Below are 22,899 nucleotides of genomic sequence, written 5' to 3'. Positions count from 1 at the left end.
CGCCGCACCCGGCGTGGCGCAGCAGGCCCCCGCCCCTGCACGCGAGTCGGCGCCCGCGCCCGGCGGTGCGCGCACGATCGACGCGGTCGACCCGTTCATCGGCACCGGCGGCGAGGGCCATACCTTCCCCGGCGCGGTGGCACCGTTCGGCATGGTCCAACTGTCGCCCGACACCGACACCAGCTGCGTCATCCGCGAGTGCTACGCGCACGCCGCCGGCTATCGCCACGACGACCCGACCATCGAGGGCTTCAGCCACACGCACTTCTCCGGCGCGGGTCATTCCGATCTCGGCGACGTGCTGGTGATGCCGGTCAGCGGCGACGCGGTGGCGATGGACCCGGGCACGCCCGCGGCGCCGGGCTACCGCTCGCGCTTCGACCATGCCAGCGAGGTGGCACGCCCGGGCTATTATGCGGTGACGCTCGACGCACCGCAGGTGCGCGCCGAGATGACCGCGGGCACGCGCGTCGGCGTGCACCGCTACACCTTCCCGGCGGGCAAGGCGGCGCATCTGATCCTCGATCTGCGCCGCTCGCTCTACGATTACCCGGGCAAGGTGCTGTGGTCGGGGCTCCACCTGCGCGCCGATGGGACGCTGACCGGCTTCCGCGCGACGCGCGGCTGGGCGCCGGGGCGCAAGCTGTTCTTCGCGATGCGCTTCTCGGCGCCGCTCGCGGGCCATGCCCTGGTCGATCGCGACGCTGACATCCCCTACAAGGGCTTCCAGGCGCCCGGCCGCGGCAGCGACGCGCTCGCCGAGGCGCTCGGCAAGCAGCTCGAGGCGCGGCTCGACTTCGGCGCGCTCGACCGTCCGCTCGAGGTCCGAGTCGCGCTATCGGGGGTGGACGAGGCCGGCGCCGTCGCCAACCTCGACGCGGAACCGGGCGACTTCGACGCCACGCTGGCGCGCACCCGCGCCGCCTGGGACGCGGCGCTCGGCGCGGTCGAGCTGGAGGCGCCCGCGCCGACCCGGACGATCGTCGCCACCGCGCTCTATCACAGCCTGATCGCGCCGAGCGTGTGGAGCGACGCCGACGGGCGCTACCGCGGCCCGGACGACCAGGTTCATCAAGCCGAGGGCTATACCTTCCGCTCGACCTTCTCGCTGTGGGATACGTTCCGCGCCGAGCACCCGCTGCTGACACTGGTGCAGCCGGCGCAGACCACGAACGACGTGGTGCGCTCGCTGGTCGACAGCCAGCGCTACAGCCCGCACGGCATCCTGCCGGTATGGCAGTTCGCCGGACGCGAGACCTGGACGATGATCGGCTATCACGCCGTGCCGGTGATCGCCGACGCCTATCTCAAAGGCTTCCGCGGCTTCGACGCGAACGCCGCGTTCGACGCGATGGTCGCCAGCGCGGACTATGCCGCGTACGGCGGGCTCGGCGACTATGTGAAGCTGGGTTATGTGCCGATCGACCGCGAGCCCGAGGCAGCGTCGAAGACGGTCGAATATGCCTACGACGACTGGACCATCGCGCGGATGGCGCGCGCGCTGGGCCGCGCCGACGTGGCGCAGCGCTTCGAGCGACGCGCGACCAACTGGCGCAACAGCTTCGACGTCAGGACGGGCTGGCTGCGCGCGCGCAGGAGCGACGGCAGCTACCGCACGCCGTTCGATCCAACCGCGATCAACTACGGCTCCGACTACACCGAGGGCAATGCCTGGCAGTACAGCTGGTTCATGCCGCAGGACCAGGCCGGGCTCTTCCGCTTGCTCGGCGGGGACCGCAAGGCGATCGCCAAGCTCGACGCGATGTTCGACTATGACAATTCCAAACTGGACTACAGCCATGCCGAGGATATCGCGGGCCTGATCGGGCAGTACATCCATGGCAACGAGCCCAGCCACCACGTCGCCTATCTCTACAATTACGCCGGCGCGCCGTGGCGGACGCAGGAGCGGCTCAAGCAGATCGTCGACACGCAATATCACGCGAGCCCCGAGGGCCTGAGCGGCAACGACGATCTCGGCCAGATGTCGGCCTGGCTGGTCTTCACCGCGCTCGGCTTCTACCCCGTCGCGCCGGGCAGCAACCAATATGTGATCGGTCGCCCCTTCGTCTCCCGCGCGACGCTGCGGCTGCCCGACGGCAAGAGCTTCGCGGTGGTCGCGGACGGCCTGTCGGACGCGAACCGCTACGTCGGCGCGGTGGCGCTCAACGGCAAGCCGCTGACGCGCAGCTGGATCGGGGACGAGGAACTGCGCGCCGGCGGCGAACTGCGCTTCACCATGACGGCGCGACCCAACAAGGCGTGGGGCGCGGGGCGCGCGGCGCGGCCGTTCTCGACGACGCGCTGAGGGACGCGGCCCCCTCGTCATCCCGGCGCTGGGCCGGCGTCGATCCGTCCCCGCGCGGCGCCGGTCGGATGTGGACGCGGCGCCCTGGATCCCGGCTCAAGGCCGGGGCGGCGGCGAGAGGGAGCGACGACGCTGCACGCGTCGGGACGACGGCCAGCCGGCTCCCCGCCAGCCCGCCCTCACCGCCACACAGCCGCTCAGCGGCGCTCGGGCCGGCGCAGCCGCGCGCTGCTGATGCTGGCGAGCAGCAGCTCATAATGGTCGTTGGTATAGCCCGCGGCGAGGAAGCTCTTCACCGCGCTCACCGGCACCGCGAAGCCCTGGTGCCAGGCGTGCACCGCGAGCCGGCGCAGCGCCTCCAGCTTGGGATCGGCGAGCCGCGGGTTGGGCTGCTTGCCGAACAGCACGCCCATCGCCACCGCGATACGGCCAGGCTCGCGCAGCGACGAGAGCCGGTCACGCCGGGCGAGCGACACCACCAGCCACTCGAGCGCGCTCAGCGCGGCGCGGTCGGCGGTGACCTCGGGCTCGGCAGTCGGCGCGACGGGGGCCGGCGCGAGGTGGCGCTCGGCAGTGAGCGCGGCGGCACCGCCGATGGCGGACGTGAAATCGATGAAGGCCATGTCGTCTCTCCCCTTCGGAGTATGCGGGGCGCATGCCACCCGCCGGAGAACCGGGGCGAGAGCGCCGTGTCAGTCTAGAGCGAAAGTGCCGCGCGCTGGACGCGCCGCCGCGCCGGCGATCAGGTCGCTGGGTCGTGGGTGAGCGGTCGTGCCATCGCGGCGTCCCTCCGGTGAAGGTGCCGCCGGAGCGTCACCGCCGTTTCTATACTGTGTGGTATAGAAAGCCTTCCGGGGGACGTCAACGCTTTATGTACCGGTCGGTAGTGTTTTTTCTTACGAGCCGCTCAGCGCGTCGGCCACATCGCCAGGCTGGTGTCGACGACCTGCTCGAGCTCGGCGCGGGTCGCGCCCGAACCGGCCTGCACCGCCATGCCCTGCAGGATCGCGTAGAGATACTGGCAGAGTGCCTGCGGCGTGATGTGCGCGGGGAACTCGCCGGCCAGCTGCGCCTGCTCGAACCGCTCGACCAGCGCCTTCTGCGACGAGGCGCGGCGCGCGATCACGTCGTCCTTGATGGACTGCTGCTCGTCGCCGCAGGCGGTCGCGTGGATCACGCCCATGCAGCCCTTGGGGCCGCCGCTATTGCACTGCGCCTCGATGGCGCCGCGCATGAAATGTTCGGCCACGGCGCGCGCGGTCGGCTGGTTGAGCGCCTCCCGCGTATAGGCGAGCTTCTCGGCCTCGTAGAGGTCGAGCGCCTTGTGGAACAACGCTTCCTTGTTGCCGAAGGCGGCGTAGAGGCTGGGCTTGGTGATCCCCATCGCCGAGGTGAGGTCGGCCATGGACGCACCCTCATAACCCTTGGTCCAGAAGACGCCGAGCGCGGCGGCGAGCGCCTGCTCGGTGCAGAACTCGCGCGGACGGCCTTTCACGGCGGAGCAGACGGTGGCGGTCGATTCCATAACGGCCGGTATGTAATGTGCCTGCAACGCCGCGTCTAGGCCGCCACGGCTCGGCTCGTCCCGTCAGAGGGCCGCCGACATCGCCGACTCGCTCGTCGGTCGACGGTGTTCCGGCGCACGCCGGAACCCGGGGCTGAGCTGGACGGCGCCTCGCCGCCTATGCGCTCCCGGAGGGCTCCTGTCTCCGCCAGTGCCCGGACACTCCTCCGCCGGGACGGGAGCGGTTGACGACGTCGGCCGGCCACCGCTCAGCGATAGCGCCCCATCGTCACCTTGAGCACCTGCGGGCGGTCGACGAGGTTGATGCCATAGTCAGTCTGGTCGCCGTTCCACACGCGCGCCATCACCCACTTGCCGTCGCTGAAGCTGCCTTCCTCGACTCGAACGACCATCCCCTCCCCGCTCGCGGCGGAGAAGGTGACTCGGGCGTGGTCGCCCACCAGCAGGAACTCGTCGTCGGAGAGCTGCGCCACCGCGACGCCGCCGACCGGCTCGTCGGCCCAGGGCGTGGGATCGGCCTTGAGCCAGGTCCAATCGCGCATGCCGAACTGCCACTCGCCCCAGGTCGCCGCGATCTTCCACGCACCGAGCGTGGTGGAGACGGCCGCGCCGTCGTCGGGCTTGGCCGCCCCCCAGGTTGGGCGCGAGGACGCGATCCGCGCCCAGTCGCGCGCGATCGGCGCCAGTGTCGCATAGGGCAGCGCGATGGCGTCGAGCGTGGCGGAATCCAGCGCCTTGGCGCCGAGCGGGAAGTTGAAATAGCCGGTCGAGTCCATGCCGAACGGGGCATAGCCGATCGCGCCGCGGCCCAGCGCGGCGTAGAAGAAGCGCGCGAACTCGCGCGCGTTGCCGATCTCCGGCACCATCAGCGCATTGTCGGGACGCGCGTACTTGTCGAGATACTGGAAGACGTTGGCGCTCTTCCGATCGTAGATGTCGGGGGCGGCGAGATCGATCGAGGGCGCCGCGGCCTTCCAGATGTCGAGCACGTCCTGCTGCGGCCCGCCGCTGGCGACGCCGTCCGGATCGGGCACGTTCGACGGCCCGGCGAGCGCGGCGTTGACGTACATCGGCAGCGGCTTGGCCTTCTTTCCCGCCTCCGCGATGGCGTTGACGTAGGAGGCGACATACCAGGTGTTGAAAGCGCGGTCCGCCTGGGCGCCGAACGCCTGCGCCCAGGTGCCGTGCTTGCCGAGCCGCTTCGCCAGCGCGGGTGGGATCTGCTGCGCGAACAGCCGATTGCCCTCCGCGCTGTAATCGCGCGGGTTGCGGTAGCTGCCCGTCTCGTTCTCCGGCTGGACCATCACGACGGTGTGCTGCTGGTCGTGGTCGCGGAGATATTCCATCACCTTGACGAAGGCGCGCCGGTCCGCCGCCAGCGTGGTCTGCGCCAGCGGGGTGAGTACGCCGTGGTCCCTGCCGTCGCGCGTCTTCATACGCGGGAAGCGGCGGTTGTCGAGCTTGACCCAGTCGGGCGTGTAGCCCGGGCTGGTGTTCTTCCACGTGCCGAACCACAGCAGCACGACCCGCTTGTCGTGCGCGCGCGCCTGATCGAGCAGGGTCTGGAGAAAGGAGAGGTCGAACTCGCCCTCGCGCGGCTCGACCTGCTGCCAGGCGATCGGGACCTCGACCGTGTTGGCGTGGATCCGGTCGAGCACCGGCCAGACCTCGGGCAGCGCCGCGGCATAGTTGCTGGAGTTGTTGACCTGCGCGCCCAGCATCAGGAAGGGCGCGCCGTCGACCAGCAGCGCGTGGCGACCGTCCCGGCTCACCAGCCGCGGCAGCGGCGCGGCGCCCTGCGCCCCCGCGACCGTGGCGCCCAGAACGGCCGCCCCCGCCGTCGCGAGCATCGCGACGCGTCCCCACAACTTGGTCATTCACCCTTCCCCTTCGGATCGCCGTACATGATGCCGCGGCCATCGGTGCCGACATAGACCCGGCCATAGCGCCGCGGGTCGCCGCTGATCACGCGCAGCCGCAGTCCCCAGCGATGCGCAGTGTCGTTGATCTGGACCCAGCGCGCGCCACCGTCGGTCGAGCGGTAGATGCCGCGCGTGCCGTCGACCGTTGCGATCGCATAGAGCGCCGGCCAGGCGCTGCCCGGCGCGGCCTTGCCGAGGCCGTAGCGATCGATCTGCGCCGCGCCCGCCGCGCGGGTCCACCGCTCGCCCCCGTCCTCGGAGTGGTAGAGCGTGCCCGCGACGAGCAGCCACAGCGCGCCCGCGCGTCCGGGCACCGCCACCAGCGGGTTGGCGGCCTCACGCCCGACCGACCGGGCGCCCGAGAGATCGCCCGGCAGTCCCTGCCCCGCCACGGCCGCGAAGCTGACACCGCTGTCGTCGCTGCGCAGAAGGCGCCCGCGCTCGGCGTCGACCGCGTAGAACAGCCGCGCGTCGGCCTTGTCCGCTGCGACGCGCGCACCGACGGGCAGGCCGGCGACCGCGCGCCACGTCGCGCCGCGGTCGCGCGTCAGCAGCGGTCGCTCGCTCTCGACCAGGAACGTCGCGCCGTCGGCCGAGACGGTGATCGCGGCGCTGCCGGTCTGCGCGCGCGCGGCCGTGCCGTCGGGCCGCGACGTCGTCTCGCTCGCGGGGAGGCGGAGCGGTACCCAGGTCTCGCCACCGTCGCGCGACCAGGCGAGCGACGTATCGGGCACCACCGGCTTGTGCGTGTTGCCGCTGCGGACCAGCACCAGCGGCGCCGCGCCGGCATAGTCGAGCGAGTTGGTGTTGGTGAGGAATGGCGTGCGGTGGACGTGCGCGGGGGAGCGCGTGAGGTCGGCGTGGCGGAAGCCGCCGAGGTCGCCGAAGCCCGACACCAGCGGCGCGCCACCGGTCGGGCTGACCAGCGTGATGATCGCGGTCTGCTCGATCCCGCGAGTCCAGGGCGCCCAGCGCATCGTGCCCGGACGCGCGAAGGCGTCGGTCGCGTAGACGGTCGCGCCGGTGACGTAAGCGGCGTGCGCGGGATCGAACGGGTCGATCGCGAGCCCGGCGATCCAATGACCGAAGTTGGCCCGCCCGTCGAAGTCGAGGAAGGGCGTGGCGCCGACGTCGCGCGTGCTGCGGCGCCACAGCTCATCCCAGTGCGCCCCCGCGTCGGTGGAACGCCACACCGTGTCGACCGGCTGGTAACGGTTGACCGTGCTCACCGCGATGACCCGCGGATCCTGCGCGGCGACCGCTACGCCGAAGAAGCCGCCCGGCACCTCGCCCGCGGCGCGCGGCGGGGTGACGTCGCGCCACGTGCCCGCGGCGGGGTCATAGCGCCACACCGCGCCGTCCGTCACGCCGTTGGGCCCGATCGCGTCGCTGTAGCTGAGCGTCACCACGCCGTCGCCGCCGACCGCGGCCTTGACCGGGAGCAGCGCGGCGCGCGGCCCGCCCGCGACCGCGCGCCACGTCGCGCCGCCGTCGTCCGAGCGGAACAGGTGGTGCTCGCCGGGGTCCGCGCTGCCGACATAGATCCGACCGCGGCGCGCCGGGTCGAACAGCACGAAGGACAGGCCACCGTGGGTGGTCCGCGGCCGGTCGGGGCGGCCGAGCCCGGCGAGCGGGAAGCTTGCCACCTTGCGCCAGGTCGCCGCCGCATCGTCGCTGCGCCACAGCCCGTCGTGGCGCGAGCCGAAGAACAGGGTGGCGCGCGCGCTCGGGTCGATCGCGAGCCGCTCGCCCAGGCCGCGCCCGTCCTCGTTGCCGCCCATCGCGAACGGGACCGGGATGGTGCGCCAGTGCGCGCCGCGGTCGCCCGAGCGCAGGATCGCGGCGGGCGCGCGCGCGCTCATGCCGACGGCGAGGTAGACGACTGCGGGGTCGACCGGGTCGGGCGCGACGCTCTCGACGCCCATGTAGCTCGGCTCGGCCATGTCGTCCTGCAGCGGCACCCAGCGGCGCGCGGCGGCCTCCCAGCGGTAGGCGCCGCCCATGTCGGTGCGGAGATAGGCGAGACCGCGCTCGGCGGGGCTGAAGACGATCCCTGGTGCGAATCCCCCGCCGCCGACCGTCACGTTGCGCCAGGAGTAGGATGCCGTCGGCGCCGCGAGAACGTTCACCGCGGGCGCCGTGACGAGGGCAAGAAGCGTGGCAGCCGACCGGATCCTCACCCTTCTCCCTTTCGCGCGATTTATCAGATCACTTGTGCGACGACCGGCTATGGCATGGAAGATACCGCTACCACAATGGTTTCTCGGGCAGCCCCCACTCCGCGACCAGGGGACTCGCTGCGTTGCCGCTCTTACCGGACCCGCGCGCCGGGACGACGCCGCGGTGCCGCGTCCGACTGGCGCCGCACCAATGTATGGTCGAGCACAAGGTCGGGCGCGCCCGCCGCCGCGTCATCGCGGCGCGCGCGCAGCATCTGCGTCAGCATGCGCACGGCGGCACGGCTCATGTCCGCAATCGGCTGGTGGATCGTGGTGAGCTCGGGCCAGATCGTCGTCGCCAGCGTGCTGTCGTCGAAGCCGACGACGGTGAGGTCGCCCGGCACGTCGAGCCCGCGGCGATGCGCCACCGCGACGCTGGCGGCGGCCATGTCGTCGTTGCTCGCGAAGATCGCGCTCGGCGGGTCGGCGAGGTCGAGCAGCTCCTCGGTCGCGTCGAGCCCGGAGCGGTAGCTGAACAGCCCGCGTGCGACCAACGCCTCGTCGATCGGCAACCCCGCCCCGGTCAGCGCGTCGCGATAGCCCGCCAGCCGCTCGTCGCTGGCCGTGAGATTGGGGTTGCCGGTGATGAAGCCGACGCGCTGGTGCCCCAGCGCGAGCAGATGCGCCGTCATCGCGCGCGCGGCGGCGCGGTCGTCGATCGAGACCCGGCCGATCCCCGCGGGCGAGCTGCTCGTCGCCACCACCACCGTCGGCACGCGCGCGGCGAGCAGCACGTCGAGCACCAGCGGCGAGTCGCACAAGGGCGGCGGCAGGATGATGCCGTCCACGCCCGAGGCGACCAGCCGCGCGGCGACCTCGGCCTCATGCTCGCCGGGGTCGCATTTCTGCACCACCAGCTGGATGTCGCCGCGCCCGGCGGCGTCCAGGCTGCCGAGCAGGAAGGCGCTTAGATAGGCCTCGCTGGGGTTGCTGTAGAGCAGCCCCAGCCGCACCTGCGACGCGCCCGCCAGGCTGCGCGCGGCGCGGTTGGGCGCATAGTCGAGCCGCTGGATCGCCTCGCGCACCGCCGCGCGCGTCGCCTCGCGAACGTTGTTCTCGCCGTTGATCACGCGCGACACGGTCATGGTCGAGACGCCGGCGAGCTGCGCCACGTCGGCGATCGTCGGCGCCCCGGTCTGGCGCGATCCGGTGCCGCGTGCCCTGCGGATGTCCCCACTCATGGCTGCGATACGTACCAGTAAAAGCCGCCGCGCCTAGTCGCCGCGACGAAAATGCTGATAGCGTTCTCAGCGGCCGGCTTCTATGTTCGCGCGATCGACGGGATCGCGCCGCCACGGGCCGGCGACCCGTCCCGGGAGGGGAAGTATGGGGCGTTTCTCACATATCTCGCTGGCGCTGCTGCTCGCCGGTAGCGCCACCGCCGGCGCCGCGCAGGTGGCGCATCCGGGCCGCTGGCCGGCGGCCAAAAGCGTCGGGCTGATCGACGCCGCCACCGAGGCCAAGGTCACCGCGCTGATGAAGCAGATGACGCTCGAGGAGAAGATCGGGCAGATGATCCAGGCCGACATCGGCTCGATCAAGCCCGAGGACCTGCGCCGCTACCCGCTCGGCTCGATCCTGGCGGGCGGCAGCTCGCCGCCGCTCGGTAGCCCCGACCGCTCGCCCGCTGCCGCCTGGGTCGCCACCTCGCGCGCGTTCAACGCGGTGGCGCTCGAGAAGCGCGCCGGCCACGTCGCCATCCCGCTGATGTTCGGCGTCGACGCGGTGCACGGCGACAACAACGTCGTCGGCGCGACGCTCTTCCCGCACAACAGCGCGCTCGGCGCGATGCGCGATCCCGCGCTGATCCGCCGCATCGGCGCGGTCACCGCGGAGGAGACCGCCGCGGCGGGGATCGACTGGGCGTTCGGGCCGACGCTGGCGGTGCCGCAGGACGATCGCTGGGGCCGCGCCTACGAGGGCTATTCGGAGGATCCGGCGGTGGTCGCCTCCTACGCCGGCGCGATGATCGAGGGCTTGCAGGGCGTGCCCGGCCAGCAGGGGATCCAGCGCGGCCACGTCGCCGCCAGCCCCAAGCACTTCCTCGGCGACGGCGGCACCAAGGACGGCGTCGACCAGGGCGACACCCAGGTCGACGAGGACACGTTGGTGAAGGTGCACGGCGCCGGCTACCCGCCCGCGATCAAGGCCGGCGCGATGACGGTCATGGCCAGCTTCTCGAGCTGGAACGGCCAGAAGATGCACGGCAACCACTCGCTGCTGACCGACGTGCTCAAGGGCCGCATGGGCTTCGAGGGCTTCGTCGTCGGCGACTGGAACGGCCATGGCCAGGTGCCGGGCTGCACCAACACCGACTGCCCCGCCACCTTCGCCGCCGGGCTCGACATGGCGATGGCGCCGGACAGCTGGAAGGGCATGTTCGACACCACGCTCGCGGCGGTGAAGGCGGGCAAGCTGCCGATGACGCGCGTCGACGATGCGGTGCGCCGCATCCTGCGCGTCAAGATGAAGCTCGGCCTGTTCGACCCTGCGCGGCCCTGGGAAGCGCGCGGCGCCACCGTCGGCTCGGCCGAGCATCGCGCTGTGGCCCGCGAGGCGGTCGCCAAGAGCCTCGTGCTGCTCAAGAACAACGGCGTGCTGCCGGTCAAGGCGAGCGCCAACATCCTGGTCGCGGGCGACGCGGCCGACGATATCGGCCGGCAGGCGGGCGGCTGGACGCTGTCGTGGCAGGGCGACGGCAACACCAACGCCGACTTCCCCGGCGCGACCTCAATCTACGCCGGCATCGCCGCTGCGGCCAGGGCGGGCGGCGGCACCGCGACGCTGTCGCGCGACGGCAGCTTCACCGCCAGGCCCGACGTCGCGATCGTCGTCTTCGGCGAGCAGCCCTATGCCGAGATGCGCGGCGACGTGCGCACGCTCGAGTTCGAGGCAGGTGACAAACAGTCGCTCGCGCTGCTCAAGAAGCTCAAGGCGGCGGGGGTGCCGACGGTCTCGGTGTTCCTCTCGGGCCGGCCGCTGTGGGTCAACCCCGAGCTCAACCAGTCGGACGCCTTCGTCGCGGCCTGGTTCCCGGGGTCCGAGGGCGCGGGCGTCGCCGACGTGCTGGTCGGCGGCAAGCGCGACTTCACCGGCAAGCTCTCCTTCAGCTGGCCCAAGAACGCCGGCCAGTTCACGCTCAACAAGGGCGCCCCGGGCTACGACCCCTTGTTCCCGTTCGGCTACGGGCTGAGCTATGCCAGCCGCGGCAGCGTGCCGGCGCTGAGCGAAGAGGCCCGGGTCGACGCCAGCCTGGCCAACACCAGCCTGTTCTTCGCGCGCGGGCGCGTGCCGGCGCCGTTCCAGCTCGCGCTCGACGCGACGGTCGCGCGCACGGCGGTGGACAGCGCCACCGCGCAGGAAGGGGCGGTGCAGCTGAGCTGGCGCGGTGCGGGGAGCGCGCGGATCAGCGGGCCGGCGCTGTCGCTGGTGCGCGAGACCAACGCCGACCTCAACCTCCAGATCAGCTACCGGGTCGACCGGGCCGCGACCGGGCCGGTCTCGCTCGCGCTGGGCGGCGGCAAGGTCGATGTCGCGCGCGCGCTCGATCCGGGCGCCGGCTGGCACGTGCTGCGCGTGCCGCTGAAATGCTTCCGCGCCGCCGGCGCGACGATGGAGTCGGTCGACACGCCGATGGCGCTGACCGCGACCGCACCGTTCACGGTCGCGATCTCGGATATCCGTCTCGCCACCGACCCCGCCGGTGCGGTATGTCCGGGCGCATGACGATGGACCTGCCCAGCCGCCGCGCCGTGGTCGCCGCGCTCGCCGCCGCGCCGCTCGGCGCGCCCCTCGCCGCCGCCGCCGCGCCGGCCGCCCCGGACGACATTCCCGGCGCGACGATCCTGCTCTGGCCCGACGCGGCGCCGGGCGCGCCCGCGACGTTGCCGACGCCCAAGATCGAGCAGCGCTCGAAGGACTCGGGGTTCAACGATCGCTGGGTCACCGGCGTCGCCCGGCCGGGGCTGACGGTGCGGCGCCCGGCGCGCGCCAACGGCGCCGCGGTGCTGCTGATCCCAGGCGGCGGCTATGGCTTCATCGCCTGGGATAACGAGGGCGAGGAGCAGGCGCGCTGGCTCAACAAGCTGGGCGTCACCTGCTTCATCCTCTCGTACCGGCTGCCCGCGGAGGGCTGGGGCAACCGCGCGCTGGTGCCGCTGCAGGACGCGCAGCGCGCGATGCGCGTGATCCGCGCGCGCGCGGGCGAGTTCGGTATCGATCCGAAGCGAGTGGCGGTACTCGGCTTCTCCGCCGGCGGGCATCTGGCCGGCAGTCTCGCCGCGCGCCACGCCGAGCCGGTCTACGCGCCGGTCGACGCTGCCGACGAACAGCCGGCGCGACCCGACCTCGCCGGCCTGATCTATCCGGTCGTGACGCTCGCCGAATCGTTCACGCACGAGGGTTCGCGCGACAACCTGCTGGGCGCGCCGTCGAGCGACGCGCAGCGCCGCGACGCCTCGGTCGAGCGCCGCGTCACCGCGGACACGCCGCCGGTCTTCCTCGTGCACGCCAGCGACGACAACACCGTGCCGATCGCCAACAGCCTGGTGCTGTACCAAGCGCTGCTGGCGGCCAAGCGCCCGGCCGAGCTCCACGCCTTCGATCTCGGTGGCCACGGCTTCGGCACGCGCCTGCCCGACAGCGCGCCCGCGTCGGCATGGCCCAAGCTGTTCGCGGCGTACGCGGCGCGCCAGCGCGTGTTTCCGGCGACGTAAGTCGCCGCTGGGCGAGAAATGGGCGGTCGAGAACGACCGCCACCTCGCCTCCCTGCGTCATCCCTGCGGAGGCGAGCAACGGGACACGCCGAGCTTGCGGATAGAAGCGAGAGGTTCGCGCGACCGGATCCTCGCCGCCGCGGGGACGACGAAGTTCGGCGGCCGGAGGTTGCGCCCGCGGCGTCACCCGGGGATCCGCCCATCCGCTACACTTGTCGCCGCGGCGACATCCCCCTCACATCTCCCCGCGCGCACGCCGGATGGCGTACCAGCGCTGCACGTTGGCGTTATGCTGCTCGAGCGTGTCGGCGAAGACGTGCCCGCCGGTGCCGTCCGCGACGAAATACAGCGCGCGCGAGGGCGCCGGGTCGAGCACCGCGTCGATCGAGCGCCGCCCCGGGTTGGCGATCGGCCCGACCGGCAGCCCCGTCGAGGCATAGGTGTTGTAGCCGTTCTTGGCGCGGAGTTCGCTCTGCCGGATGCGCCGGCCGAGCGGCCGCCCCTTGGTGATCGGGTAGATCACCGTCGGATCGGCCTGGAGCGGCATGCCGAGTCGTAGCCGGTTGGAATAGACCGCCGCCACCATGCGCCGCTCGGCGGGCTTGCCGGTCTCCTTCTCGACGATCGAGGCGAGCACCAGCGCCTGCTGCGGCGTCGTCACCGCCGCAGTCGGCTTGCGCCGCGCCCAGGCGGCGGCGAGATAGGTGCGCATCGCGCCCTGCATCCGCGCCAGCACCGCGGCGCGCGCCTCGCCGCGCTCGAAGGCGTAGCCGTCCGGCAGCACCGAGCCCTCCGCGGGCACGGTGACATCGCCGCTCAGCGCGTCGGCCCGCAGCAGCGCGTCACGCACCATCACCGCGGGGAGTCCCTCGGGGATCACCACCAGCCGCTGCACCACCTTCCCGCTCTGGAGCAGCGCGAGCACCTGCGACGCGCTGGCGCGCGCGGGGATGGCGTATTCGCCGGCGCGGATCGGCGTATCGCTGCCGAACAGCCGCGCTTGCAGGCGGAAGCGATGCGCCGAGGCGATCACCCCGGCGCGCTCGAGTGCCGCGGCGGCGCCCGCGAGCGAGCTGCCCGGCGCGACGGTGACGGTCGCGTCGCGCCGCAGCGGGCCCGCGCCCTTCCACCCCTGCGCCACCCACACGCCCGCGCCGAACAGCAGCAGCGCGACGATCAGTCCCAGGCAGCCGAGCCGGCGCATGGCAGCCTACCTCAGATCGACGTCATCACCAGCGAGGCGTTCGTCCCGCCGAAGCCGAAGCTGTTGTTGAGCACGGCGCGCACCTGGCGCTTCTTGGCGGTATGCGGGACCAGGTCGACCCCGGCGCAGCTCTCGCTCGGGTTATCGAGGTTGAGCGTCGGCGGCACGATCTGGTCGCGCAGCGCGAGGATGCAGAAGATGCTCTCCACCGCGCCGGCGCCGCCCAGCAGGTGGCCGATCGCGGACTTGGTCGAGCTCATCGACAGGCCGGCGATGTCGTCGCCGAACAGCCGCCGCACCGCGCCGAGCTCGAGCTCGTCGCCGAGCGGGGTCGAGGTGCCGTGCGCGTTGATATAGTCGATGTCGGCGAGGCTCAGTCCCGACTTGCGCAGCGCCATCTCCATCGAGCGGTAGGCGCCCGATCCCTCCGGGTGCGGCGCGGTGACGTGGTAGGCGTCGCCCGACAGGCCGTAGCCGATCACCTCGGCATAGATCTTGGCGCCCCGCGCCTTCGCCCGTTCGTACTCCTCGAGCACGACGACGCCGGCGCCCTCGCCCATGACGAAGCCGTCGCGGTCGCGGTCATAGGGGCGGCTCGCCTTCTCGGGCGTGTCGTTGAAATTGGTCGACAGAGCACGCGCCTGCGCGAAGCCGGCGATGCCGAGCGGGCAGATCGCACCCTCGGCGCCGCCCGCGAGCATGACGTCCGCGTCGTCGAGCGCGATCATCCGCGCCGCGTCGCCGATCGAGTGCGCTCCGGTCGAACAGGCGGTCACCACCGCGTGATTGGGGCCCATGAGGCCGTATTTGATCGTGACCTGCCCGGTGATCAGGTTGATCAGCCGGCCATGGACGAAGTGCGGCGAGACGCGGCTCGGTCCCTTGTCGCGACACACCAGCGACTCGCTCTCGATTCCCGGCAGGCCACCGATGCCAGCGCCGATCGAGGCACCGGCGCGGAAGCGCTCGGCCTCGCTCATCTCGGTCAGCCCGGCGTCCTCGAGCGCCTGGCCGGCGGCGTCGATGCCGTAGACGATGAAGGGATCGACCTGGCGCTGGATCTTGTGGTCGACGCGCTGGGACGCGTCGAAGCCATAGGCATGGCCGGCCGGCTTCACCTCGCACGCGATGCGGCACTTCTGGTCCGACGCGTCGAAGCGCGTGATCGGGCCGGCGCCCGACTTGCCCGCGATCAGATTGGCCCAGACGGTCTCCACGTCGGCCCCGAGCGGGGTGACGAGGCCGAGACCAGTGACGACGACACGGCGCATAGACGTTCCTTCTTGCCCGGCGCTGCGCCACGCATCGCGCCGCCGGTCCTTCCAAACGAAACGGCTCCCCACCCCCTGGCCGAGGACGGAGAGCCGCTCAGATCAGCTCGCTAGAGCGGGAGGACTCCCCCCGTTCCTCAGCCCTTGTGCTCGTCGATATAGGTGATCGCGTCCTTGACGGTCGAGATCTTCTCGGCCGCATCGTCGGGGATCTCGACGCCGAACTCTTCCTCGAACGCCATCACCAGCTCGACGATGTCGAGGCTGTCCGCGCCCAGATCGTCGATGAAGCTGGCGTCCTCGGTGACCTTGTCGGCCTCGACGCCGAGATGCTCGACGACGATCTTCTTCACGCGGTCGGCGGTCTCGCTCATAGCTTTCCCTCTTTCAATTGGGGGGTAGGTTTCGAATTGCTGAACGCAGGTAGAACGGGCTCGGGCCCGTGGCAAGGGTGCGAATGGCTCGCGCCACCCCCCTGCCCGTCGCGGTTCGCCGCCCCAGCGGCTCAGACCATCGCCATCCCGCCGTTGACGTGCAGCGTCTGGCCGGTGACGTAACCGGCCTCGCGCGATGCCAGGTAGACGACCGCGGCCGCGATATCCTCGCCGCTGCCCAGGTCACCCGCGGGGATGCGGCCGAGCAGCGCGCTCTTCTGCGCGTCGGGCAGCACCTCGGTCATCGCCGAGCGGATGAAGCCCGGCGCGACGCAGTTGACCGTGATGTTGCGGCTGGCGAGCTCCTGCGCCAGCGCCTTCGACATGCCGACCAGCCCGGCCTTGGACGCCGCGTAGTTGGCCTGGCCGGGATTGCCGGTCTGGCCGACCACCGAGGTGATCGACACGACGCGGCCGAACCGCGCCTTCATCATCGGCTTGGCGGCGGCGCGGATCAGGCGGAAGGCCGCCTCCAGGTTGACCCGGATGACCTGGTCCCACTCGTCGTCCTTCATGCGCATCGCGAGATTGTCGCGCGTCACGCCGGCGTTGTTGACCAGGATGTCGAGTTTGCCGAGCGACTCGATCGCGCGCGGCACCAGCGCGTCGACCGCGGCGGCGTCGGACAGGTCGCAGGCGAGCGCGACATGCTCGCCGCCGAGCTCGTCACGGAAGCGCGCGAGCTTGTCGGCGTTCGAGCCCGAGAGCGCGAGCCGCGCGCCCTGCGCCGCGAGCCCGCGCGCGATGGCGGAGCCGATCCCGCCGGAGGCGCCGGTGACCAGCGCGGTCATGCCTGTGAGGTCGAACATGCTTCACTCCGTGTTTTCGTTCGCGCGGGGGCGTGGAGACGCGGAGGGGCGGTGGCGGTTGACGATCCGTCTCGCCCCTTCCTTCATCGTCTCACCCCCGAAGTTGATGAGCAGCCCGACGGGCTGCTCGATGAGCCTCAGATATGTCAGTAGCTGATCGCCGTGCACCGGCACCAGCTTCTCGACCGATTCCACCTCGACCACCGATCGGTTGTCGACCAGCAGGTCGATCCGAAAGGCTGCCGGAAAGACCTGCCCTTCGAAGCCGATGTCGACCGGATGCTGGCGGGAGACAAGGTAGCCGAGCGCCGCCGGACGCGCCGCGAGCACCGTCTCATCAACGCTTTCGAGCAGGCCCGGTCCGAGCCCACGGCGCAGACGAAGCGCGAGGTCGAGAACGTCACCGCGGAACGCGTCGACATCCCTCACTTCTTCTCCGCGTCTCCGCGCCTCCGCGTGATCTCACATCCTTTTCAGCAGCGCCTCGACGTCGTCCATCGACACCACGCTGACCGCCTCGGCGTCGGGCGCGATGCGCTTGACCATCGGGGCGAGCACCTTGCCCCCGAACTCGACGAACTCGGTCACCCCTGCCTCCACCATCGCCAGCACCGACTCGCGCCAGCGCACGCGCCCGGTCACCTGCTCGACCAGCAGTCGCCGGATCGCGCCGGGATCGGCCACGGCGGCGGCGTCGACGTTGGCGTAGACCGGCACGAGCGGCGCACGCAGCTCGGCCTCGGCCAGCGCGGCCTCCATCGCGCGCGCAGCGTCCTCCATCAGCGAACAGTGGAACGGCGCCGATACCGGGAGCAGCACCGCGCGCTTGGCGCCGAGCTCCTTGGCCAGCGCGACCGCGCGCTCGACCGCGGCGCGGTGTCCCGAGATCACCACCTGGGCCGGGTCATTGTCGTTGGCGACGGTGCAGACCAGCGGCTCGCCGCCCTCGGCCAGGATCGAGTCGACCGCCGCACCCGCGATCGTCTCGGCCTTGGCGACGTCGGCGCCGAGCAGCGCCGCCATCGCCCCCTCGCCCACCGGCACCGCCGCCTGCATCGCGCGGCCGCGTCGCTTGAGCAGTCGCGCCGTGGTCGCGAGATCGAAGCTCTCGGCCGCGCAGAGCGCGGTGTATTCGCCCAGCGAGTGGCCAGCGACATAATCGGCCTTGTCGGCGAGCCCGACCCCGCCCTCGCGCGTCAGCACCCGGAGCGTCGCGATCGCGTTGGCCATGATGGCCGGCTGCGCGTTCTCGGTCAGCGTGAGCTCGTCGGCGGGGCCCTCCGCCATCAGCCGCCGCAGGTTCTGCCCGAGCGCCTCGTCGATCTCGCCGAACACCTCGCGCGCGGCCACGGAAGCGTCGGCCAGCGCGGCGCCCATGCCGACCGCCTGGCTGCCCTGACCGGGGAAGATGAACGCGCGCATCGTGCCTCTCCTTGGAAAGGCTGCGCTGCTAGGGCGGTGCCCGGGAGCGGTCAACCGGCCAGGGACTTGCGCGCGCGGCGGCTTTGCGCCATAGCACACTCACTCGGGGCGGGAAGCTTGTGGCTTCTTCCGCCCCTTGTTGTTGCACGACAGCCGGAGGGGCGTGGCGCATGGGGTGCCCGTCAGCGATCGGCCAACATAGAGGTACATGCATGGCTCTGTACGAGCACGTGTTCCTTGCGCGCCAGGATCTGGCACAGGCGCAAGTGGACGCGCTGGCGGAAGCCGCGACCAAGGTGGTCACCGACCACGGCGGCACGGTCGTCAAGACCGAGACCTGGGGGCTGCGCAGCCTCGCCTATCGCATCGCGAAGAACCGCAAGGCGCATTACGTGATGCTCGAGATCGACGCGCCGGGCGACACCGTCGCCGAGCTGGAGCGTCAGACCAGCATCAACGAGGACGTGATCCGTTACATGACCGTGCGCGTCGACGAGCACGAGCAGGGTCCGACCGTGATGATGCGCAAGCAGGAGCGCGATCGCGAGCGCCGCGGTGAGCGCGGCGATCGTGGGGACCGCGGTGATCGCGGCGACCGTCCGCGTCGTGATCGCGAAGAGGAGATGGCATAATGGCGCGCCCGTTTTTCCGCCGCCGCAAGTCGTGCCCGTTCAGCGCGAAGGACGCGCCGCGGATCGACTATAAGGACGTCCGCCTGCTGCAGGGCTTCGTGTCCGAGCGCGGCAAGATCGTCCCGTCGCGCATCACCTCGGTGAGCGCCAAGAAGCAGCGCGAGCTGGCGCAGGCGATCAAGCGCGCCCGCCACCTGGGCCTGCTGCCCTACGTCGTGAAGTAAGGAGAAGAGCAGATGGACGTCATTCTGCTTGAGCGCGTCGAGAAGCTCGGCGGCATCGGCGACGTGGTGAAGGTGAAGGACGGGTTCGCCCGCAACTTCCTGCTGCCGCGCAAGAAGGCGCTGCGCGCCAACGAGGCCAACCGCAAGGTGTTCGAGGCCAATCGCGCGCGCATCGAGGCCGAGAACGCGTCGCGGCGCTCGGACGCGGAGAAGGAGGCCGGCTCGTTCAAGGACGCGCAGGTCACGCTGATCCGCCAGTCGTCGAACACCGGCCAGCTGTACGGCTCGGTCGCGGTGCGCGACCTGGTCGAGGCGCTCGAGGCCGACGGTCACAAGGTGACGAAGAGCCAGATCGTGCTCGACCGCCCGATCAAGGCGATCGGCCTCTACGAGGTACGCGTGCAGCTCCACCCCGAGGTGGCGGTGACCGTGAAGGTCAATGTCGCTCGCTCGCCGGAGGAGGCCGACATGCAGGCGCAGGGCGTCGACGTCATGGCGCAGGTCTTCGAGGAAGGCCGCGACCAGGGCGGCTTCACCGAGGATTACGATCCCAACGCCGAGCCGGGCGCGACCGCCGAGGCGCAGGACGAGCCGGCGCAGGGCTGAGCCCCGCGCCACCGTCCCGCGACGACAGAAAGGCCCGCCCGGAGCGATCCGGGCGGGCCTTTCCGTTTGGGCGCCGTGGGGGGGGGGGAGGGGAACGACGCCCGGGGGCTCTGGTTCAGGGCACCGTGACGACCGCGCCGACGACCGCGGCGAGCGGGACAAGTGCTAGAACTAGCGGCATAATCTTGCTCATGGCGCGACCTGTTGTGCTGGATTGTCGGTGAGAATGCGTGCCGCGCGCAAAGGTTGCCGCGGGCTGGACGAAAAGGCGCTGCGACAAAGCGTTTCCCGGTGCGACGAGCGACGCGCCCGAGCGGAACGCGCGCGATCCGGGCGGGTTGATCCGGCAGTAACGGCGACCGTGCACCGAGTGAGGTGCCGCGGGAGTCTTGTATAAGCGTAAGGACAATCGGGTCGTGACGGCGGCGGACAGAGACAGGAGAGAGCGCCTCACCGCGCTGGGCAAGGTGCTGCGCACGAGCGTGACGGTGCCGACCGACACCTACATCACCCACGACATCCCGCTGTTGCTGACGCGGCTGTCGCAGGTGCCGGCGAGCGGGACGAAGCGCGAGAAGTAGGTCCCGCGCCGCGACCGTGACGGGCGCGCCCCCGCGCTCACCGCCGCGCGAACAGCTTCTCGATGTCGGCGAAGTCGAGCTTCACCCAGGTCGGGCGCCCGTGATTGCACTGGCCGGAATGCGGCGTCGCCTCCATCTCGCGCAGCAGCGCGTTCATCTCCGCCAGCGAGAGCACGCGCCCGGCGCGGACCGAGCCGTGGCACGCCATCGTCCCCGCCACCGCGTCGAGCCGCTCGCGCAGCGACAGCGCCTCGTCGTAGGCGGCGAGCTCGTCGGCCAGGTCGGTGACCAGCGCGCTCGGGTCGCCGCTGCCGAGCAGCGCGGGGGTGGCGCGCACCAGCATCGCGCGCGCGCCGAACCGCTCGAGCTCGAGCCCGAACTCCGCCAGCTCGGTCGCACGCGCCTCGAGCCGGTCGCAGGCGGGCTCGTCGAGCTCGACCACCTCGGGGATCAGCAAAGCCTGGCTCGCGACACGCCCGCCGGCGAGCGCGGCGCGCATCCGCTCCAGCACCAGCCGCTCGTGCGCGGCATGCTGGTCGACCAGCACCAGGCCGTCCTGCGCCTCGGCGACGATATAGGTCTTGTTGACCTGCCCGCGCGCGGCGCCGAGCGGGAAATCGTCGCGCTCGGGCGGCGGCGCCCAGCTCGCCTCAGCGCGCGCCTGCGGCGGCGGCGCCAGGAAGGTGGTGCGGTGCTCGCGCAGGAGCGTTCCGCCGGGCGGCGGCGCAGGCATCGGCGCGGCATCGAAGCCGAACGCCGGCGACGCGACGGCAGCGACCGGCTCGGGCCGCCACAAAGCGCCGATGTCCGCCGGCGCCGAGTGCGCGACGCGGTGGCCGGCGGCGTCGAGCGCGCGGCGCAGCCCCGAGACGATCAGGCCGCGCACCAGCGCCGGATCGCGGAAGCGCACCTCGGTCTTGGCCGGGTGAACGTTGACGTCGACCTCGCTCGCGGGGACGTCGAGGAACAAGGCGACCACGGCGTGGCGATCGCGCGGCATCATCTCGGCATAGGCGCCGCGGATCGCGCCGATCAGTAGCCGGTCGCGCACCGGCCGCCCGTTGACGAAGAGATATTGGTGATCGGCCACGCCGCGGTGGAAGGTCGGCAGCCCCGCCACCCCGCCGAGCACGTGCCCGTCGCGTTCCAGGTCGACCGCGACCGAATTGTCGGCGAGCGCGCGGTCGGTCAGCGCGGCGACCCGCGCCGGCCGCCCCTCCGCCGCGGACACCGCCAGCACGCGCCGGCCGTCATGCTCGACCGCGAAGGCGATGTCGGGGCGGGCCATCGCGAGCCGTCTGACCACGTCGAGGCAGCTGGCATATTCGGAACGCGGCGAGCGCAGGAACTTGCGCCGCGCCGGCACGCGCGCGAACAGCCCCTCCACCACCACGCGGGTGCCCGGCGGCAGCGCGGCGGGCCCGTCGCGCTCGACCGTGCCGTTGTCGACGGTGCGCGCCCAGCCCTCGGCGCCGCGCGGGCGGCTCTCGATCGTCAGGCGCGCCACCGATGCGATCGAGGGCAAGGCCTCGCCGCGGAAGCCCAGCGTCCGCACCGCCTCAATCGCGTCGTCGGGCAGCTTGGAGGTGGCGTGTCGCTCGAGTGCGAGCGCGATCTCGTCCGGCGTCATGCCGCAGCCGTCGTCGGCCACCTCGATGCGCTCGACACCCCCCGCGGCGAGCACCACCGCGACCCGCGTCGCGCCGGAGTCGATCGCGTTCTCGACCAGCTCCTTCAACGCGCTGGCCGGTCTTTCCACCACTTCGCCCGCGGCGATGCGATTGACCAGATGCGAGGGGAGCCGGCGTATTGACACAGCGCAGCACCTAGCCCAAGCCGCCGCTTCCCGCGACCCCGCAGATAGAATTGCACGCATGATTCACGGCGGCGGCGTGCGGATCGGATATAGACGAACATGGCCGGTCGTCCCGCCCGGCGCGCACAGCAACGGACCCCAACGTCAATGGTATTCTCGCGCTTGTTCAAGATGACCTCGCACGACATGGCGATCGATCTCGGCACCGCGAACACGGTGGTGTACGTGCGCGGGCGCGGCATCGTGCTGAACGAGCCGTCGGTGGTCGCGGTCGAGACGGTCAACGGCCAGAAGCGGGTCAAGGCCGTCGGCGAGGACGCCAAGCTGATGATGGGCAAGACGCCCGGCTCGATCGAGGCGATCCGCCCCTTACGCGACGGCGTCATCGCCGACATCGACGTCGCCGAGCAGATGATCAAATATTTCATCGAGAAGGTGCACGGGCGTCGGCGCTTCATGCGCTGGCCCGAGATCGTGATCTGCGTGCCGTCGGGCTCGACCAAGGTGGAGCGCCGCGCGATCCGCGACGCCGCGCAGAACGCCGGCGCGAGCGCGGTCTATCTGATCGAGGAGCCGATGGCGGCGGCGATCGGCGCCGACATGCCCGTCACCGAGCCGGTCGGCTCGATGGTGGTCGACATCGGCGGCGGCACCACCGAGGTCGCGGTGCTGTCGCTGCGCGGCCTGGCCTATACCACCTCGGTGCGCGTCGGCGGCGACAAGATGGACGACGCGATCGTCAGCTACGTTCGCCGCAACCACAACCTGCTGATCGGCGAGGCCACCGCCGAGCGGATCAAGCAGGAGCTGGGCTGCGCCAAGCCGCCGATCGACGGCATCGGCAAGACGGTCCACATCAAGGGCCGCGACCTGGTCAACGGAGTCCCCAAGGAGATCCAGATCAACCAGGCGCAGATCGCCGAGGCGGTGAGCGAGCCGGTCGCCGCGATCGTCGACGGCGTCCGCATCGCGCTGGAGAATACCGCGCCCGAGCTCGCCGCCGATATCGTCGACCAGGGCATCGTCCTCACCGGCGGCGGCGCGCTGCTCCAGGGGCTCGACGAGGTGCTGCGCGACGAGACCGGGCTGCCGGTGACGGTCGCGGACGAGCCGCTGATCTGCGTGGCGATCGGCACGGGCCGCGCGCTCGAAGACCCGATGTTCCGCGCTGTTCTCCAGAACGGGTAAGCTCGAGGCGAGGAGATGGCGGC

Annotated in this window: 20 protein-coding genes; 8 read left to right on the top strand and 12 right to left on the bottom strand. The window is 71.5% G+C overall.

All coding sequences use genetic code 11. The features are described 5' to 3' along the window. Nucleotides 1-13: 13 nt before the first annotated feature. A complete protein-coding gene (locus tag FHY05_RS06025) occupies nt 14-2,308 on the top strand; it encodes a GH92 family glycosyl hydrolase (RefSeq protein WP_409321616.1) in 2,295 nt (764 codons plus the stop codon). Between the two features lie 197 nt (nt 2,309-2,505). Here the strand turns inward: FHY05_RS06025 and FHY05_RS06020 are convergent, their stop codons facing one another. The 5 genes from FHY05_RS06020 to FHY05_RS06000 form a co-directional block, all read right to left on the bottom strand. Beyond that, a complete protein-coding gene (locus tag FHY05_RS06020) occupies nt 2,506-2,931 on the bottom strand; it encodes a hypothetical protein (protein ID WP_183943456.1) in 426 nt (141 codons plus the stop codon). Between the two features lie 284 nt (nt 2,932-3,215). Continuing rightward, on the bottom strand, nt 3,216-3,833 hold the full coding sequence (locus FHY05_RS06015; protein ID WP_183943455.1) for a TetR/AcrR family transcriptional regulator: 618 nt from the start codon (nt 3,831-3,833) through the stop codon (nt 3,216-3,218). Nucleotides 3,834-4,081: 248 nt separating this feature from the next. Next, nucleotides 4,082-5,710, bottom strand: coding sequence for a DUF5597 domain-containing protein (locus tag FHY05_RS06010; RefSeq protein WP_183943454.1), 1,629 nt, complete (start codon nt 5,708-5,710; stop codon nt 4,082-4,084). Further along, nucleotides 5,707-7,884, bottom strand: coding sequence for a hypothetical protein (locus tag FHY05_RS06005; RefSeq protein WP_311732380.1), 2,178 nt, complete (start codon nt 7,882-7,884; stop codon nt 5,707-5,709). Before FHY05_RS06005 ends, FHY05_RS06010 begins: the two co-directional genes overlap by 4 nt. A 182-nt stretch (nt 7,885-8,066) precedes the next feature. Further along, nucleotides 8,067-9,155, bottom strand: a complete 1,089-nt coding sequence (locus FHY05_RS06000; RefSeq protein ID WP_183943453.1) for a LacI family DNA-binding transcriptional regulator — start codon at nt 9,153-9,155, stop codon at nt 8,067-8,069. 145 nt (nt 9,156-9,300) lie between these two features. On the opposite strand from FHY05_RS06000, the gene FHY05_RS05995 reads away from it, so the two are divergent. Together FHY05_RS05995 and FHY05_RS05990 are read left to right on the top strand one after the other, a co-directional pair. After that, nucleotides 9,301-11,700 carry a glycoside hydrolase family 3 protein gene (locus FHY05_RS05995; protein WP_183943452.1) on the top strand — a complete coding sequence of 800 codons (2,400 nt, stop codon included), beginning with the start codon at nt 9,301-9,303 and terminating at the stop codon, nt 11,698-11,700. Next, nucleotides 11,697-12,689 (top strand): alpha/beta hydrolase, encoded by a 993-nt coding sequence (locus FHY05_RS05990; RefSeq protein ID WP_409321599.1) that lies wholly within the window; start codon nt 11,697-11,699, stop codon nt 12,687-12,689. The genes FHY05_RS05995 and FHY05_RS05990 overlap by 4 nt, the downstream gene beginning before the upstream one ends. A 235-nt stretch (nt 12,690-12,924) precedes the next feature. Here the strand turns inward: FHY05_RS05990 and mltG are convergent, their stop codons facing one another. From mltG to fabD, 6 genes are all read right to left on the bottom strand, one after another. Further along, nucleotides 12,925-13,893 (bottom strand): endolytic transglycosylase MltG, encoded by a 969-nt coding sequence (mltG, locus tag FHY05_RS05985; protein ID WP_183943451.1) that lies wholly within the window; start codon nt 13,891-13,893, stop codon nt 12,925-12,927. 11 nt (nt 13,894-13,904) lie between these two features. After that, nucleotides 13,905-15,164: a beta-ketoacyl-ACP synthase II gene (gene fabF, locus FHY05_RS05980; protein WP_183943450.1), complete on the bottom strand. Its 1,260-nt coding sequence runs from the start codon at nt 15,162-15,164 to the stop codon at nt 13,905-13,907. 137 nt (nt 15,165-15,301) lie between these two features. Further along, the gene (locus tag FHY05_RS05975; RefSeq protein WP_028056834.1) at nt 15,302-15,538 is read right to left on the bottom strand and encodes an acyl carrier protein; all 237 of its coding nucleotides are present in this window, start codon (nt 15,536-15,538) and stop codon (nt 15,302-15,304) included. A 131-nt stretch (nt 15,539-15,669) separates the two neighbouring features. Beyond that, nucleotides 15,670-16,407, bottom strand: coding sequence for a 3-oxoacyl-[acyl-carrier-protein] reductase (gene fabG / locus FHY05_RS05970; RefSeq protein ID WP_183943449.1), 738 nt, complete (start codon nt 16,405-16,407; stop codon nt 15,670-15,672). A gap of 3 nt (nt 16,408-16,410) precedes the next feature. Next, complete coding sequence (locus tag FHY05_RS05965) at nt 16,411-16,836, bottom strand: GxxExxY protein (protein WP_183943448.1); 426 nt, start codon at nt 16,834-16,836, stop codon at nt 16,411-16,413. A gap of 33 nt (nt 16,837-16,869) precedes the next feature. After that, nucleotides 16,870-17,829 carry an ACP S-malonyltransferase gene (fabD, locus tag FHY05_RS05960; RefSeq protein WP_183943447.1) on the bottom strand — a complete coding sequence of 320 codons (960 nt, stop codon included), beginning with the start codon at nt 17,827-17,829 and terminating at the stop codon, nt 16,870-16,872. A gap of 212 nt (nt 17,830-18,041) precedes the next feature. On the opposite strand from fabD, the gene rpsF reads away from it, so the two are divergent. From rpsF to FHY05_RS05940, 4 genes are all read left to right on the top strand, one after another. Then, nucleotides 18,042-18,461, top strand: coding sequence for a 30S ribosomal protein S6 (gene rpsF / locus FHY05_RS05955; RefSeq protein WP_183943446.1), 420 nt, complete (start codon nt 18,042-18,044; stop codon nt 18,459-18,461). After that, the gene (gene rpsR / locus FHY05_RS05950) at nt 18,461-18,685 is read left to right on the top strand and encodes a 30S ribosomal protein S18 (protein WP_007403456.1); all 225 of its coding nucleotides are present in this window, start codon (nt 18,461-18,463) and stop codon (nt 18,683-18,685) included. Before rpsF ends, rpsR begins: the two co-directional genes overlap by 1 nt. Nucleotides 18,686-18,697: 12 nt before the next feature. After that, nucleotides 18,698-19,291: a 50S ribosomal protein L9 gene (rplI, locus tag FHY05_RS05945; protein ID WP_183943445.1), complete on the top strand. Its 594-nt coding sequence runs from the start codon at nt 18,698-18,700 to the stop codon at nt 19,289-19,291. Between the two features lie 389 nt (nt 19,292-19,680). Further along, nucleotides 19,681-19,872, top strand: coding sequence for a hypothetical protein (locus FHY05_RS05940; protein WP_183943584.1), 192 nt, complete (start codon nt 19,681-19,683; stop codon nt 19,870-19,872). Between the two features lie 37 nt (nt 19,873-19,909). Here FHY05_RS05940 and mutL read toward each other — a convergent pair whose 3' ends face one another. Then, nucleotides 19,910-21,688, bottom strand: coding sequence for a DNA mismatch repair endonuclease MutL (gene mutL, locus FHY05_RS05935; RefSeq protein ID WP_183943444.1), 1,779 nt, complete (start codon nt 21,686-21,688; stop codon nt 19,910-19,912). Between the two features lie 147 nt (nt 21,689-21,835). Between mutL and FHY05_RS05930 the strand changes: the two genes are divergently transcribed. Continuing rightward, on the top strand, nt 21,836-22,876 hold the full coding sequence (locus tag FHY05_RS05930) for a rod shape-determining protein (RefSeq protein WP_260181235.1): 1,041 nt from the start codon (nt 21,836-21,838) through the stop codon (nt 22,874-22,876). Nucleotides 22,877-22,899: the final 23 nt, after the last annotated feature.

It is taken from the genome of Sphingomonas sp. BK580 (assembly GCF_014194975.1).
Lineage (GTDB): Bacteria > Pseudomonadota > Alphaproteobacteria > Sphingomonadales > Sphingomonadaceae > Sphingomonas.
This window is presented reverse-complemented; position numbering and strand designations above follow the sequence as displayed.